The organism is Vibrio sp. 10N.222.54.E6, from assembly GCF_041473955.1.
GTDB classification, from domain to species: domain Bacteria; phylum Pseudomonadota; class Gammaproteobacteria; order Enterobacterales; family Vibrionaceae; genus Vibrio; species Vibrio tasmaniensis_A.
Window position 1 is genome coordinate 281,644 of record NZ_JBFRTD010000017.1, and the last position, 18,951, is coordinate 300,594.

The window sequence follows — 18,951 nt, forward strand, 5'->3', positions numbered from 1 at the left end:
CAGCCTGTTTTTTGGCCTAAAACCTTGTAATACCTTACCTGTCACTTTAAGTCGGGTCGACGATAAAAAAACGTAATCGTAACCACAAATATCAATGGTTGGACTCACTCTTAATAATATCGGTTAATGCAGCCAACAAATCGTTTTCGAACGTTTTTTGTTGGGTTATACCTCGCTATTCCAATGAGGTATCTTCTGTCGATGGCCCTATAGTGTGAGGTCTCTAGAATTGGAAAATTCGGTTAATTTGGAACGCATCCGTGCTGAGTATAATGTAAAGCACTGGAGCCAAGGTTTTTATGGAATTGATGATAATGGTGAGGTGTATGTATCACCGAGCGAAACCGATCATCAAGTTCCGCTAAGTCAGATCGTAAAACAGTTAGAGCAGAGAAATATTGGTTTGCCTGCTCTTGTGCGTTTTCCTCAAATAGTGCATCAACGTGTGCACAATATCTGTAACGCATTCAACCAAGCGATCGACGAATATCAGTACGATAACCGTTACCTACTTGTTTACCCGATTAAAGTTAACCAACAGAAAGAAGTGGTTGACGAGATCTTAGCGAGCCAAGCTCAATTAGAGCAGAAGCAGCTTGGTTTAGAGGCGGGCAGCAAGCCTGAACTATTAGCGGTATTGGCACTGGCTCAAAAAGCGAGCTCTGTGATCGTGTGTAACGGTTACAAAGACAGAGAATACATCCGTCTTGCGCTTATTGGCGAAAAGCTAGGCCACAAAGTATTTATCGTTCTAGAGAAGTTGTCAGAGCTTGATCTTGTCCTTTCTGAAGCAAAAGCGCTTGGCGTGAAACCTCGTTTAGGTCTACGCATTCGTCTTGCATCTCAAGGTGCAGGTAAATGGCAAGCAAGTGGTGGTGAGAAGTCGAAATTCGGTTTGTCTGCATCACAAGTATTGACCGTTATTGAACGCTTGAAAGCAGAAGATCAACTGGATGTTCTAGAGCTCGTGCACTTCCACCTTGGCTCGCAAATGGCGAATATTCGTGATGTACGAAATGGTGTGAGTGAAGCGGCTCGTTTTTACTGTGAACTGCGTGATATAGGTGCTCAACTGAAGTTCTTAGACGTTGGTGGCGGTTTGGCGGTCGATTACGACGGCACACGTAGCCAGTCTTCAAACTCAATGAACTACGGCTTGCTTGAGTACGCTCGCAACATCGTAATGACAGTAGGGGATATTTGTAAGCTCTACAATCAGCCGCAACCTGTGATCATTTCTGAATCTGGTCGTTCGTTGACTGCGCATCACGCTGTGCTTGTTACTAACGTGATCGGTACAGAAAGCTATTCTCCGGAAGATATGGCTGCGCCTGAAGCTGACGCACCAATGTTGCTAAACAACATGTGGAAGAATTTCTTAGAGCTAGATGCGGGTAATGATGACCGCGCGCTGATTGAGATCTACAACGACACGCAAAGTGATATCGCAGAAGCACACAACCAATTTGCGACGGGTATGCTGAATCTTCAGCACCGTGCTTGGGCAGAGCAGATGTCTTTGCGTATTAACTACGAACTTAGCTCTCGTATGAGTACTAAGAACCGTTACCACCGTCCTATTTTGGATGAGTTGAGCGAGCGTTTGGCTGATAAGTTTTTCGTGAACTTCTCGCTGTTCCAATCTTTACCAGATGCTTGGGGTATTGATCAGGTATTCCCTGTATTACCTCTAAGTGGTTTGGATAATGCGGATGAGCGACGCGCTGTAGTACTGGATATCACCTGTGATTCTGACGGTACGATTGACCAGTATGTTGATGGCCAAGGTATTGAAACGACTCTGCCAGTTCCTGCATGGAACCCAGATGAACCATACCTGATGGGCTTTTTCTTAGTAGGCGCATACCAAGAGATCTTGGGTGATATGCATAACCTATTTGGTGATACCCACAGTGTAGTGGTGAATGTTGATGAAAGTGGTCAAGCGAATATCGACTACATCAATGAAGGCGATACGGTTGAAGACATGATGCGTTATGTTCACATTGATACGGATCTGATTCGTCAGAACTACAAAGATTTGGTCACGGCAAAAGTACCAGCACAAGAGCAGCAAAGCGTACTTGAAGAGTTAGAGCAAGGCTTGATGGGTTACACCTATCTTGAGGATTTTTAATGAACGATCTATTTACCAAACCAGATTACTCGCTGTACTCCAACGCGATGACTTTTATGCGTCGTCCATTGGTACAGAACCCAATTGATAACGATGCTGATGTGGTTGTGTTGGGCGCGCCGTTAGATATGGCGACGTCGGGTCGTCCGGGTGCTCGTATGGGGCCTGATGCGATTCGTCGTGCGTCTGTAAACTTGGCGTGGGAAGGCAAAAAATTTCCTTGGGACTTCAATGTATTTGAACACACCTCGGTGATTGATGCTGGCGATCTTGTGTTTGATTGCGGTGATGCAGAAGACTTAACTCAGCGTCTAGAAGCAGCCGCTGATGCGATTCTAAACAGCGGTAAAACACTGTTAGGGTTAGGTGGCGATCACTTCATTACATTGCCTTTGCTAAGAGCATACGGCAAGAAGTACGGTGAAATGGCTCTGATTCATTTTGACGCGCACACTGATACTTACAGTCAGGGTAGTCGTTACGATCACGGTACTATGTTCTACCATGCGCCAAATGAAGGGTTAATCTCGCCTGAGCATTCTGTGCAAATAGGTATTCGTACAGAGTATAAGCAGGAAGGTCATGGCTTTAATGTTATCAATGCGATGCAAGCGAATGACATGAGCGTGGATGAGATCATTGCTCAAGTGAAAGGCATTGTTGGTGATAAGCCAGTTTACCTAACGTTTGATATCGATTGTCTGGATCCTGCTTTTGCGCCGGGTACTGGGACGCCTGTGTGTGGTGGTTTGAATTCAGATAAAGTGCTCAAAATCATTCGTGGCTTACAGGGTATCAACATGGTTGGTATGGACGTTGTAGAAGTGTCTCCTGCCTATGACCAAAGCGAAATTACGGCTCTAGCTGGCGCAACTATCGCACTTGAGCTGCTTTATGTTTGGACGGCAAATCGCTTAACAAAATAAAATAGTTAGCGAGGCATGTTGAACGTGGCAATCTCGTTTTACGGATAAACACCATATTGCGGTACATGATCTTCTAAAAGCCGCCCGAGTTAAACTCGGGCGGCTTTTTTGTATCTATTGTTTTGTCCTAAAACGTATTCCTTTTGATATGTGTGTATCGAATGATAAGTCATGACTATTGTTCCTCCATAGCACCTTAATATGTTGATGGGCATATATGAAACTGGCGAAATATACGCTTAATAAATGGTTTTTCATCCGCTTTGTGCTGAACATTGTCTCAAGTTTGGGACTACTCTCTGCTTTGTTGCTATCACATCGTTTGCCTCAAGCAATGTCTGATATTCGCTCATGATTTATCTACTTTATTCCTGTATATCTTTATAGGATTAAAGAGATGTAACATCGCTGTGAGTTTATTTGCATATAAATCAATGCACTACTAACGTTTAATTTGTGTTTTAGAAATCCATAGAGAATAAGTGAATTTGTGAAAAGGAGTCTCTTAGCACAGACATGGCATTTTTTATGGGGAAGACTAGGCTTAACAGTAAGTAAACTATAAAAAAAACAGGTTAAATACTTATCTCTTTTCAACTCGAAGAGGCACAACAAAAGATTGGCCATTGATGAGGGGTAAGTATGAATTTGATTAAAGCCTGTAATGATTAACAAAAATAATTTGTACAGCTCTAGATAAGAGTGCTTGTGATAACGGGGGATATATGGATATTGAGGTTTCGCGCCAAGCTGCGGTTGTTGAAGCAGTAAGTGGGGATGTGGTTGTAGTAACACCTGACGGCAACCCAAAAAAAGTTCTAGTTGGCGATATCATCCGTGAAAATGAGATAGTCATTACCGCAAATAATGCAGAACTTGTATTAGGTGCTCCAAATGGTGAGGTTCTGGTTGGCGAGAATTGTGTTGGATGTATTGACCAAGAATTGTCTTGGGCTGATGCCCCTATCGCCGGAGAGGTCAATTTCGATCTAGAGCAATCTGACGACGGAGCATTTACTGACGATGATATTGCGGCAATCCAAGAAGCTATTTTAGGTGGCGCCGATCCTACTGAAATTTTGGAAGCAACGGCTGCTGGTGAAGGGCTAGGCTCTGCAAATGCAGGCTTTGTTACGATTGAATACAATAATATTCAAACTCAGCCCTCGACATTCTTTGAGACATCAGGGCTTGCGAAAGAAGAGGTAGAGGAAACTCGAGAGGAATTTAGAACGATCACACGTTCAGCTGGTGGTCAATCGATCAGCGAATCAGTCACTGAAGGTTCTATTTCTGGCAATACCTACCCCCAATCTATTACGACCACAGAAACGATTATTGCGGGCAGTTTAGCTCTAGACCCAGATTCTTTTGTCCCAGACACACTCTCCCTTGCTTCACTCCTAAGTGAGCTTAATAACGACATTACATCAAGCGGCCAAGTTGTCACGTTTACTTACGACTCGGTAACGAATTCCATTGTTGGTGTTCAAGGTACTGACGAAGTATTACGTATCGATATTGATGCTACTAGTGTTGGCAATAATATCGATATCTCATTAACCACCACGATTTCTCAATCTATTGATCATGTTCCGTCTATCGGTGGTGGGCAGGTTTCTTATACTGGCGATCAAATTAACTTTGCTTTTGATATTCAAGGTGAAGACTCCGCAGGAAACCCAATAGCATCACCAATTAATGCGCTGGTTACTTTATTTGACGGAGTGAATCCGTCTGCTGAAAGCGTGAATATCAATAATGTAGAAACGAGTAGTGCACCTATTGAAGGCACTTTTTCTAATATTGGAAGTGATAAACTTCAATCTGCTGTCTTTGATGCAAGTGCGTTAGAAGAGTTTGATGGGCTGCTCAGTGATAACCAAAATACGGTTGCAAGACTGTCTGATGACGGAACAACGATCACTCTGTCTATTCAAGGGAGAGGTGAGGTTGTTCTCACAATCTCCCTCGATACCGATGGCACATATAATTTCCAACAGTTTAAACCAATAGAAGAAGTGAGCTCCGACACGCTTTCATTCTCTCTACCGATTACGGTTACCGATTTTGACCAGGATGTCGTAACGAATACGATTAAGGTTGATATCTCTGATGGTGATAGCCCGTTCATTATTAATGTTGATGGCATCGATGTTGATGAGTCAGGCATTGTTGGTGGCTCACAAGAAGGAACAACCCCAGTAGGTGGTATTGGCAGTATCACAGCAAGTGTTTTTGAAAGTGACATTATTGACCATTACGAACTTGAACCGACTGAATTTAATACAGCGGGAGCCTTGGTTTCCAATGGTGCTGCCGTTCAATTAGAGTTAGTTAGTCAAACCAATGATGTGAGAACGTATGAAGGTTATGTTGAGGTCAATGGATCTCGAATTACGGTCTTTGACGTTAAAGTCGATAGTCCATCATTGGGGAATTATGAATTTACTCTGTACGAATCGCTTTCACACCAAGGTGCTGAAGGTGAGTTGCTAACCTTTGTATTGCCCATTTACGCGGTTGACTCGGATGGTGACCGCTCTGCACTGTCTGGTGGGTCAAACACACCAGAAGCTGCTGAGATCTTAATCAGTGTAAAAGATGATGTGGTCGAACTCATCGATAATGTCGTTTCCGTCGATGAACCGACTTTGGCGGGCGATACTGTTGTTTCTTATAATCTATTCAACTTTGAGGGTGCGGATGGTTCGACAATCCAATCATTGTCTTACGATGGGGTCGAATACAAGTTAGACCAAAATCTACTCCCAGATGCGGCACAAACTTTCCCATTTACAGAAGGGGTTGCAACGATTTCACTCAATGGTGATTTTAGTTTTGAAGTCGCTCGTGATATCAACCACTCAAGCAGCGAAACCATAGTAAAACAATTTGCCTTTTTAGCTGAAGATGCTGATGGCGACGAGAGCTTTTCAACGCTTGATCTTAGTCTTACTGATGGCCAAGATCCGGTAATTAACCTAGTTCCACCAGTGACATTATCTGAAACGAATCTTGGTGATGGATCTTCGCCAAGCGGAAATGCGGTTAGCGCCACTGAAACGATTACGTTTACAGCCGGTAGTGATGATGTCGCGAGTTTTCGAATTGATCCAAACTTGTTTAATACTAATGATACGCTCAAATCGAATGGGCTTGTCGTTGAACTCAAGGAAGACCCTCAGAACTCAGGTACTTATATAGGTTTTGTTAACGATGGGGTAAACCCTGATGTCCCAGTGTTCACGATTAGCTTTTCTACAAGTACATTAGGGGAATACACCTTCACGCTGCTTGAAGCGTTAGATCATGAAGATGGCCTTGCAAATAACGACCTGAGCTTTGAACTGCCTGTTTATGCCGTGGACACTGATGGCGATAACTCGCAAATTTCCCCGCTTACAATGACCATCGGTGATGATGTGCAAATCATGAAAGATGGTGTGCTCAATATTGTTGAACCGACGGTTGCGGATTTGGCTGCTGGTAAGGTGACGACTGCCACCATTGATGTGATGCCTGATCAGAGTGCTGATGGCGCGACCATTACCCAGATCACGTATGATAATACCGTTTACACCTTGAATCAGGGCTTAACGGGAGAGCAGCTTATCACTGTGCCTGAGGGAAAACTGTTTGTTACCCTTGAAGGTGAAATACGCTTTGAACCCAATCGCGATTTAAACCACACAAGCAGCGAAGATATCGTTAAGACGATCGTGGTGACGTCAAGTGACTTTGATAAAGATCCGGTGACATCCACCGTTACTTTGACCATCACCGATGGTGATATTCCAATCATCAATACTATTCCAAGCGTCACGCTATCAGAATCCAATCTAGCCGATGGCTCGGCAGTAAGCACCGTGCCTGTGAGTCAAACTGAGATTATTCAGTTTACCAATCAAAGTGATGATGTAGTCAAGTTCCGTATCGACCCTGCTCAATTCAACACCAACGACGCGCTTAAATCGGGCGGGTTAGCCGTCGAGTTACGTGTCGATCCACAAAACAGCAACCAGTACATTGGCTTTGTGAAAGATGGATCCAACCCAGAAGTTCCCGTCTTTACTATTAGCTTTTCTACCAGCACGGTGGGTGAGTACACCTTTACTCTACTTGAAGCATTAGATCATGCTGATGGCCAAGCAAAGAACGATCTGAGCTTTGAGCTTCCTGTACTTGCGGTCGATCGTGATGGTGATGATTCATTGATGTCGCCATTGAAAGTGACGGTTAGCGATGATGTGCAAGGCATGCAAAACCAAACGTTAACCATTACTGAGCCAACGGTGGCTGATTTGGCTGCAGGTGTTGTTACGACAGGCACTGTCGATGTGATGCCAGTGCAAAGTGCAGATGGTGCAACAATCACTCAGTTCGTTTATGACGGACAACTTAGAACACTGGTTCAAACAGATACTGGTGAGCAGCGGTTCGGTTTCACTGAAGGGACGTTAGTCATCACCCTGCAAGGTGAAGTGCGCTTTGAACCCAATCGCGATTTAGTTCATACAAACAACGAAGACATCGTTAAAACAATCGTAGTGACGTCAAGTGACTTTGATAAAGATCCGGTGACATCCACCGTGACTTTGACCATTACCGATGGTGATATTCCAATCATCAACACCATTCCAAGCGTTTCTTTATCGGAATCCAACCTTACAGATGGCTCGGCAGCAAGCAATGCTCCTGTTAGCCAAACTGAGACTATTCAGTTCACCAATCAAAGTGATGATGTAGTCAAATTCCGTATCGATCCTGCTCAATTCAACCCGAACGACACACTTAAATCGAATGGGTTGGTCGTTGAGCTTAAAGCTGATCCAAATACGACTGGAGCGTACATCGGCTTTGTGAAAGACGGAGCTAACCCAGAGGTTCCCGTCTTTACGATTAGTTTTTCTACTAGCACGGTGGGTGAGTACACCTTTACTCTGCTTGAAGCATTAGATCATGCTGATGGCCAAGCGAAGAATGACCTGAGCTTTGAACTACCTGTCTTTGCGGTCGACCGTGATGGTGACGACTCATTGATGTCGCCATTGAAAGTGACGGTCAGCGATGATGTTCAAGGCATGCAAAATCAAACGCTGAGCATTACGGAACCAACGGTTGCAGATTTAGCTGCCGGTGTTGTTACGACAGGCACTGTCGATGTGATGCCAGTGCAAAGTGCAGATGGTGCAACAATCACTCAGTTTGTTTATGACGGACAACTTAGAACACTGGTTCAAACAGATACTGGTGAGCAGCGGTTCGGTTTCACTGAAGGGACGCTAGTCATCACCCTTCAAGGTGAAGTGCGTTTTGAACCCAATCGCGATTTAAACCACACGAGCAGCGAAGACATCGTTAAAACCATCGTAGTGACGTCAAGTGACTTTGATAAAGACCCTGTGACATCTACCGTGAAGTTGACCATCACCGATGGTGATATTCCAACGATTAATACCATTCCAAGCGTCACGCTATCGGAATCTAATCTTGCAGACGGCTCAACCGCAAGCAACGCGCCTGTGAGTCAAACAGAGACGATCACCTTTACCAATCAAAGCGACAATGTGACCAGTTTCCGCATTGAGCCAAGCCTGTTTAATACCAACGACACACTCAAATCGAATGGATTGGTCGTTGAGCTTAAAGCGGATCCCAACACGACTGGGGCGTACATTGGCTTTGTGAAAGATGGCGCCAACCCAGAGGTTCCTGTCTTTACGATTAGTTTCTCTACTAGCACTGTGGGTGAGTACACCTTTACTCTGCTTGAAGCGTTAGATCATGCTGATGGCCAAGCGAAGAACGATCTGAGCTTTGAACTGCCTGTATTTGCCGTCGACCGCGATGGTGACGATTCATTGATGTCGCCATTGAAAGTGACGGTCAGCGATGATGTGCAAGGCATGCAAAACCAAACGTTGACCATTACTGAGCCAACGGTGGCTGATTTGGCTGCTGGTGTTGTCACGACAGGCACGGTTGATGTGATGCCAGTGCAAAGTGCAGATGGGGCAACGATTACCCAGTTCGTTTATGACGGACAACTTAGAACATTGGTTCAAACAGATACTGGTGAGCAGCGCTTCGGTTTCACTGAAGGGACGTTAGTCATCACCCTTCAAGGTGAAGTGCGTTTTGAACCCAATCGCGATTTAAACCACACGAGCAGCGAAGACATCGTTAAAACCATCGTAGTGACGTCAAGTGACTTTGATAAAGACCCAGTGACATCTACCGTGAAGTTGACCATCACCGATGGTGATATTCCAATCATCAACACCATTCCAAGTGTCACTTTATCAGAATCTAACCTTACAGATGGCTCGGCAGCAAGCAATGCTCCGGTGAGTCAAACTGAGACTATTCAGTTCACCAATCAAAGTGATAATGTCACCAGTTTCCGCATTGAACCGAACCAATTTAATACTAATGGTTTGCTAAAATCGAATGGGTTGGTCGTTGAGCTTAAAGCGGATCCAAACACGACAGGTGCGTACATCGGCTTTGTGAAAGATGGAGCCAACCCAGAAGTTCCGGTCTTTACGATTAGCTTCTCTACTAGCACGGTGGGTGAGTACACCTTTACTCTGCTTGAAGCATTAGATCATGCTGATGGCCAAGCTAAGAATGACCTGAGCTTTGAACTACCTGTCTTTGCGGTCGACCGTGATGGTGACGACTCATTGATGTCGCCATTGAAAGTGACGGTCAGCGATGATGTTCAAGGCATGCAAAATCAAACGCTGAGCATTACGGAACCAACGGTGGCTGATTTAGCCGCTGGTGTTGTCACGACAGGTACTGTCGATGTAATGCCAAACCAAAGTGCCGACGGGGCAACGATTACCCAGTTTACTTACGATAACAACGTGTACACGTTAGTTCAGGGGACAACCGGAGAGCAGGTTTTCCCTGTTGCTGAAGGTAAACTGTATATCACTCTGGAAGGTGATGTCCGTTTCGAACCTAATCGCAACCTCAATCATTCAGGGGGCGATATTGTTAAGACTATTACGGTCATGTCTGAAGATAAAGATGGTGACGAAGTCACGTCGACCGTTACGCTTACCATTTCAGATGGTGCTCCACCTGTTATTGATAACATACCACCAGTCGCCTTGGCTGAAGCAAACTTGCTTGATGGCACCTCTCCGAGCATAACGGTCACTCAAACCGGAACAATGACGTTTACATCTGGTAGTGATGATGTGAACCACTTCCGTATTGATACTGCGCAGTTCAACACAACTGGGGACCTAAAATCGGATGGTCTGGTTGTTAAGCTAAAAGAAGATCCTCTAAACAGCGACAATTATATTGGCTTCGTAGAAAACGGTGGTGTCCAAACGGACATTTTCACCATCACTTTTGATAGTTTGGTGCTTGGTCAATATACCTTCACATTGTTAGAAGAGTTAGATCACCTGCCTGTGCAAGGTAATAACGTTCAAATCTTCACCTTGCCAGTTATTGCGGTCGACCAAGACAATACGGATTCAGTAATTAAGCCTCTTACGGTGACTATTACTGATGATGTACCCGTCATTACGGATACAACAGTTGCGAGTACGTTTGTTGTTGATGAAGATGATTTAGGCTCTGTTGTGGCTCAAGCGACAGGCTCGTTTGTGACCACAGAAGGTGCAGACCAAGTAGAGGTTTACGAACTGCGTAACGTAGCCACTCTAGAAACTACTCTGACATCAGGCAATGAAGCGATTTCGATCACTGAGGTCACTGGGGCTGCGAACACAACCACCTACCAAGGTGCGACCACAAGTGGGACTCCGATTTTTACTCTTGCACTTGGTAACGATGGGTCATACACATTCACTTTACTTGGCCCTCTAAATCACGCTACTGGATCAAATGACCTAACCATACCATTTAATGTTGTGGCGGTAGACGGTGATGGCGATGACTCCAACCAGTATCAACTACCAATTCAAGTCATTGATGATGTTCCAGTAATGACGCCGCCGACGGGCGAAACGGTTGTCGATGAAGACGACCTTTCAGGCATAGGTTCGGATCAATCTGAAGACACCATTATCAATGGACTGTTCACCGTCGATGAAGGTGCCGATGGCGTTGTGAAGTATGAACTGGTTGATGAAGATTTAGTCTTGACCGGTTTAACCTCCGATGGAGAAAGCTTAGAGTGGCTAGCTGTTTCACAAAACGGCACAACATTCACCTATGTTGCTCAAACTGTGACCAGCAATGAAGCCGTGTTTGAGATTGTTTTCGATACCTCTGATAACAGCTATCAATTCGAATTATTTAAACCACTGAAGCACCCTGATGGTGCAAATGAGAATGCGATAGATCTTGATTTCTCAATCGTTGCTGAAGATTTTGATCAAGACCAATCGAATGCGATCGATCTGAAGATCACGGTGACGGATGATGTTCCATTAGTGACAACACAATCGATTACTCGTGTTGAAGGTCAGGGTTATCGCGGCTCTATAGTCGATATGTTTGCTGATGCTACAGATGTCGGTGCCGATGGTGCGGTACTGAGCAAAATTGAGGCATTTGACGGAAGTGGAATTGTTTTCCGTTCAGGGAACAGTGGGTCTTACAGTAGTGACTTCGATTTAATTAGTGGTAGCCAACAGATTCGAGTTTACGAGCAAATTAATGGCTCTGTTGATCCTCGAGAACTGGGTAGACTGAAAATAAACTCAAATGGTGAGATTGAGTTTAGAGCCAATAATTACTTAGAGCATGTTGGTGATGAAATTAATTTCTCTATTAATGTAACAGCGAAGGATGGCGATTCAGATACGTCATCGACACCCTTGGACATCACTATTACGGATAGGAATTCGTCGAAAATCGCGCTGACAGTGACCACCTTTGAGGATGCGGGTAGAGACTCAACAATACCATATGCTGCAGGTGATGCTCCGATTCTTGAAAATATACAAGACAACCAAAGCGGATTACCTAATGCACCAGCTCAAGTTGCGCTTCAGGTTAACCTGAATGACAGGGATAACAGCGAGTCTATCGGTCAACTGATTATAAAAAACAGTAACCATAGAGGCACGTTCTATTACTTTGAGGGTGGTGAGTATCACAAGTTAACGCCTGAAACTAACGGTCAAATATTATTTGGACCGCCTCAAATGCAACAAAGCTATGCTTTAAACCCAAGTGAAGTAAGACAAACCATTGCAACCATCGAAAACCTTTATTTCGTTCCTGACCAAAACTATGGTTCAGATAGTAATGGCGTTGAGATCCGCTATCAATTGGAGATCGATAATGGAGGCACTCTTGACCACAAAGTAAACTCAAGTTTCAAAATCGAGATTGAAGCGGTAGCGGATATTGCTACTTGGGATGATGGCAACAGCACTTATCAGTATCAAGTCAATGAAGATGAAGACAACGTCACGTTGCAGCTAAACGCAGTATCACAAGATAGTAGCCAAACTGAAACGATCACTTATGAGTTGAAAGTTGTTGAAGGTGACGGAAAGTTTGAGCTTCTTGATAAAGACGGCAATGTGCTTACGCTGACGGCGGGTGGTGTATATAAAATAGCGGCAGAAGACATTAACACCACCGTGGTTAACCCTATTGATAATTTCTCGGGTCAGATAGAGTTCGAAGCAACAGCGGTTACAGAGGAAACACTGAATCCTTATGAAGATACTACTAACGGTGGGGCAAATGATAAAACTAAGGCTCGTTCTGTAGAGCAAAACATCATTATTGATGTCACTGCTGACGCTGACCCTGGAAAGTTCAGTGTAAATCGCATTCAAATCAACGAAGACAATATTGATAATCCCGACTACCTTGGGCCTTTGGATAACAAAGATGCATTCACGCTAGACGAAGTCATCACCATGACAGGGTCGGTCGATACGGATGGCTCTGAAGAACTGTTTGTTCGTATCAGCAATATTACAGAAGGCGCAGTGCTTTACTTTGTGGGTACAACCACGGTAGTTCCTATTGTCAGTGGTACCAATTACCACGAAATAGCGTATTCCGATTTGGCTAACGTTGAGGTGGTTCCAACTAAACACAGCAATGTGGATTTCACTTTTGATGTTACAGGTGTAGTGAAGGACACTGCAAACCTGTCAACCAACCCACAACAAGTCGATGTAGAAATACTCGGTACTAAAACGGTTAACGTTGAAGTGAAAGGAGTTGCTGACACACCTTATGGTGGGACGAATGGTACCGATTGGACCGCAATTACAGATGGTAGTGCAAGCGGTGTTCAAACGACGATTCAAGAGAGTCAAAACGGCGACAGCTTTGCTCTGCTTGACTTCACGGTATTGTCGGGTGAGAGAAAGCCTGACACTGGCACTACACCATTACCGGATGATGGTTCCGAATCAATAACGGTCATCTTATCGGGTATTCCTGATGGCGTTATAATTGAGGATGGTGACGGTACGGTTATTGATCTTAACTTTGTGGGTTACGAAACCGGACCGGGTGGTAGCCCTGATTTATCAAAACCTATCTACGAAGCTAATATTACGGAGGCGGGTACAACGTCAGGTATTCGTATTCGACCTGTCGACTCTTCGACCGAGAATATCCACATTCAAGGCAAAGTGATCGTAACGGAAAACGACGGTCACACACTTTCTTTTGATCAAGAAATTCGAGTGTTGGTTGAGCCTATCATCGATACCTCAACAACCTACAACAACGTCACAAACGGGAACGAAGATACGGCTATCAACATCGATTGGCATCCTGAAGGCGTTGACTATATCGACTCAGATGAGCATTTCACTTCAATTAAGATTTTCGGTATTCCACCGGGTGTCACACCCACCGTAAATGGTGATGTGACTGTTGTGAATGATGGTGCGGGTACGTTAACGATTACCCCTAAAGACGCGAATCAGACGCCGGAACAATTTACCCAAATTGCACTAGCGAATAACTTTATTCAAATGACTCCGCCAACGGACTCTAGCGTTGATTTCACATTGACGACAGAGGTAGACGTTGAGGAGCGTGATCACGAATATGTGGACTCTTCTAACCCAGGTGAGGGTATTGCGACTGCGACGGTTAAAGGTACGATCAATGTTATCGTAAGACCCGTTGTTGAGACTCATGATGGCATCGATAATCAGCTTATCGTCGACGACGTGGCTGGAACTGGTTCTTTGGGTACGGTGAGCGCCGATCCTTTGACTGGTGTACTCAAGTTTACAACCAACAGCGACAATCCGTCCGCCACGGATGAATTTGTTATTCGATATCAAGAAACCGATGCATCATCTGCTATTGAGGAAGTCGACCAACTGGTTATTCAATTAACGAATAATGACCCGAATAAGACTCCATTATCAGATGACGTATTGAATCAATTACTCGTTATTGGCGCGGCTTATGAAGGCGATGGTCGTTGGGTTGTGACGAATGAGGACTTGTTTAGTATCAGTGCTCCTAATGGTCTTGGTTTCCCTCCTATTTCTAATCTTCCAGACGTATTCAATGACATCAAGATGACTATCTTTAGTACGGTGGTTGATCGCGGTGATGGTGTTGAGGTTGAGTCATCTCCTGCCGTTATTCGGGAAGGCGAAGTGACGTTATCATTCCCAGAAGTACTTGTTGGGGGAGGTGAGGTTGCAGCTAACATTACAATGGATGCTAATAATGTTGTCGACGCTATCGAAGACACGCAACTTGATTTAGGTGCAGCACTAAATGGTGTGATCACTTTCTCTGGAGAAGATGCTTCGGTAGACCAAGTGACCATTATCATTGATGACTCTGTGACCATTAACCCAGGCGGCACTTTCCCAATTAGTTTGGCGGGAAGCAGTGAAGTCGATTTCGTTAATGGAAAATATGTATTCGAAACAACCGTTGAACAGGGCGTTACAACTGATTTTTCAGGGTTGCTACTTAACTTGCCGGCAGACTACTCTGGTGACTTTAGATTACCACTAACCATAGTGACCAAAGATACGCTCTCTGGTGATGAGAAAACGTTACTTACCGACGTCGTCATCAAAGTCGCGCCAGATGCGGAGACGGACCCTACGATTGAGGTGAATGTCGTCGGTTCGCTTGATGATGCCTTTAATCCTGTTGATAACGACGGTCAGGCTGGACAAGATCCGGTGGGTTACGAAGACACCTACATTCAACTCGACTTCAATTCGACTATTTCTGATCAGGTATCAGGCGTCGAAGGGGGGCAAGAGGCGTTTACATCCATTACTTTGACGTTGGATGACCCTTCGATAGGGGCATTCTATGACAATACGGGCACTTCACTTGGTACCTCAGTCACGTTTAATCAAGCTGAAATCGCGGCGGGGGCGCTCGATAATGTCCTCTTTAGGGCGATAGAAAACTACCCAACTGGAAATGATATTAATCAAGTGCAGATTAATGTAAGTGGTACAGTTACAGATACCGCAACCTACAATGACTCTGCTTTTCCGGTAGGCACTGCAACCGACTCCGATACCTTCAATACAAGTGTTCGTTTTGATGTTGTTCCGGTTGTTGATGATGTACTTGTCTCTGGGCCGGGTAGTGATCCTGATGTAATTGAGATTACCGGCAACGAAGACCAGCTTATTTCCTTGTCAGGTACAGGACCAGTATCGATTGCTCTGACTGACCTTGATGGATCAGAACAGTTTGTATCGATTAAGTTCACCGATGTACCTGATGGCTTCCAGATGCGTGTAGATACTGGCTCTGCTTACACTGTGAAAAACAACGGTGGCGGTGAGTGGAGTGTTCAATTGCCTCAAGCTTCTGGGCTTTCATTCGACTTAAGTGAAATTTCGATTTTACCACCGAAAAACTTCAGTGGTACTGCTGAATTTGGCGTTGAAGTATTCACTCAAGAGTCGCTACTTGGTGTACCAACTGCGGCTGCAAACTTGCCAAGCTTCAAACTGCATGTGGTGCCTGTTGGCGATGATGTTGATACCGACCCGACGGATTCTATAGCGGGTAACGAAGGCCAAAACATTGATATTGAAATCAATGCGACTATTTTAGATAAAGAGTTGTCGGCCTCAGGAAACGGAACGTATACCGAAAATGCACCTGAAACCCTTCGAGTCGAAGTGGCAGGTGTTCCTCAAGGTGCTTCTATCTACTACCCTGACGGAACGACCTTGGGTAGTTATGACTCAACTACACAGCTCTGGACTCTCGATGTTCCAGCTCAGTCGCTAGATAAGATCGTATTTAACTCTGGCGAACATAATAGTGATACAGGTAATGCTTTGGGTATTAATGGTCCACTGCAGATTACCGTTCGTTCTGTGGATACAGATGCTGATAACACGGAGTATTTAGGCACACCAACGAGTTTCGATGTTGATTTAGTGATTGATCCGATCAACGATCAACCGACCTTTGTCAATGTGACTAACCTTGAAACGACAGAAGACTCTAATGGGGTCGCGATTAACAACTTTAGTATCTACGATATCGACGCTAACTTTGATAATCCAGATGCCCCGTATGTACTGACGCTGAAAGTTGACCAAACACTGCCGGGTGCGCAGGGCGAGTTTGTACTCCCAAGCACTCAATCCAATGGTGTGACATTTGTATTGCAGGCTGATGGCTCACTTGTCATGACAGGTAAAGAAGCTGACATCAATGCAGCGCTAACTAATGGCGAGGTTACGTTCAAACCGGACCCGGATCAGAACTATCTCAATCTGGGTGGGTTAGTGACCATTAATGCTACGATCGATGACGGTGGTAATAACGGTTTGATTGATGCGGGTGATCCGAATACCGCTCAAACGAATCAAACTACCTTCACTATTAAAGTGACGGAATATAATGATGCTCCGATAGCGGCCAATGTTGATTTGGGCTCGATTCCGGAAGATGGCCAAATCGTGATTGTTGAGGGTGACTTGATTACGGCAAGCTCTGATATCGAAAATCATAACCTTACCGTAACAGATATCAGCCTTACTCAAAATCAAGGTCAAGGTCAGCTTCAGAGGTTTGAGAACATTGCTGGGGCGGATGACAATTCGATTAATGGTCCATACTGGGTGTTCACGGCAGCTGATGATTATAATGGAGACGTCAAATTCAATTACTCCATTATCGATGATGGTACAACCGACGGTTCGCCGGACTTCAAAGTGGGCAGTGCGGAAATCAGCCTTGTAGTTACAGAAGTTAATGACCAACCAGTGGCAACCGATATTGATTTGGGCACCATGCTTGAAGAAGGTCAGCTAATCATCAAAGCTGAAGACCTGATTACAGCGACGACAGACCCTGAGGGGCATGCCATTACGGTAACTAAGGTCGAAATCGATCAAGGTCAGGGGCAAATTCAGAAGTTTGAGAACGTTGGTGGGGCGGATGACAATTCGATTAATGGCCCATACTGGGTATTCACGGCAGCTGATGATTACAATGGCGATGTTACATTCACCTATACCGTAGAAGATAACGGTACAACCAATGGCTCAAATGATTTCTTAACGGATACCGCGGAAATCAGCGTTGTGGTACAAGGTGTTAACGATACACCTGTTGTTAATGGTGACAATGTCACTGATTTTATTGATGAAGAATCGGGTCAGCTGCTGAGTGGCATCAATGTCAGTGATCCTGATTATGTTGATTCATTTTCTAATGACTTGATGACGGTCACTTTGACGGTGGATTACGGAACGTTAAATGTGTCGCTGCCTGCCGTGACAACTGTGATGGTGAATGGCAACAACACAGGTTCGGTTATCTTAGTAGGTACGTTGAGCGACCTAAATGCATTAATTGACACACCGACTAGCCCTGCGGGTGTTTATCTGGATGCGAGCCTGTCTCCAACCAATAGCATTGGCTTGGAAGTCATCGCGAAAGATAGCGGAAACCCTTCTGGTATCGTCATTGAAACCACGCCAGTTATCTATGATATCGCAGTGACTCCTGTGGCGAATGCGCCGACCTTGTCGATTGATACTGCGTCTAACTACGTCAGAAATATCACCGCTAACCAGTCAGTAAGCGCTAGCGGCGTTCCTTTGGTTGGTATTATTGCTGCCTTGACCGATATTACGGAAGAGCTAACGCTACGTATCAGTGATGTGCCTGTTGGTGCTCAAATTACGAGTGATGTGGGTTCAGTGACTGATGTCGGTGGTGGAGTTTGGATTGCCACGGCGGATGCGATTGACACTGTGAAAGTGGTTGGGCTTTCTGATACGCCGGGAAGCTACACACTCAAAGTGGAGGCGGTTTCAGAAGAGCTAGATAACAGCGATACTGCAACATCGGCTTCGATAGATCTCAACTTGAACATTGTGTCTAACGGGGTTGATATCGATTTAGCTACAGAAACCGACGATGTTCAGTTATTGGCAGGGGCTGGTAATATCGACCTGACAGCGGGATCTGGAAATGATCGTCTGGAAGGTGGTTCGGGTGACGATACGTTAGTTGGCGGTGATGGTAACGACACTCTCATCGGTGGAGGCGGTTCCGATATTCTGACTGGTGGCGACGGTATGGATTCGTTTGTATGGTTCAACATCGAAGATGGTGTCGAAGATACGATTACCGACTTTAGCCTATCTGAAGGAGACCAACTCGATCTAAGAGAAGTGTTACCTGAGCTGAAAAGTGCCTCACCAGATATAACAACACTGCTGCAACACATTGATGCGAAGGTTGACGGGGATGATATTGAACTTACGATTAACCCTGATGGCTTAGGCACTACAGAACAAGTGATTGTGGTTGAAGATCTTGCGCCTCAGCTGACGTTAAATGGCACCATGCCTTCTGATATTCTGGATGCGCTAGTGCAACAAAATGTCATGACTCACGGTTAACGCTCAATTGATAAGCGCTAGTGATTAGAAGTGAATAACT

General features: G+C 44.9%; 3 protein-coding genes. All 3 read left to right on the forward strand.

Annotation, left to right across the window (positions count from 1 at the left end; all coding sequences use genetic code 11):
• Positions 1–229: 229 nt before the first annotated feature.
• Positions 230–2,137 (forward strand): arginine decarboxylase, encoded by a 1,908-nt coding sequence (speA, locus tag AB4513_RS11790; protein ID WP_102257374.1) that lies wholly within the window; start codon positions 230–232, stop codon positions 2,135–2,137.
• Complete coding sequence (speB, locus tag AB4513_RS11795; protein WP_009846513.1) at positions 2,137–3,063, forward strand: agmatinase; 927 nt, start codon at positions 2,137–2,139, stop codon at positions 3,061–3,063. Before speA ends, speB begins: the two co-directional genes overlap by 1 nt.
• Before the next feature lie 725 nt (positions 3,064–3,788).
• Entirely contained in the window at positions 3,789–18,911 is a 15,123-nt protein-coding gene (locus AB4513_RS11800; RefSeq protein ID WP_102257336.1) for a retention module-containing protein, read from the forward strand.
• Positions 18,912–18,951 lie beyond the last annotated feature (40 nt).

Excerpts from the sequence above, each read along its gene's own strand:
- AB4513_RS11800 (WP_102257336.1), top strand. The coding sequence starts at position 3,789 with ATGGATATTGAGGTTTCGCGCCAAGCTGCGGTTGTTGAAGCAGTAAGT.
- speB (WP_009846513.1), top strand. The coding sequence starts at position 2,137 with ATGAACGATCTATTTACCAAACCAGATTACTCGCTGTACTCCAACGCG.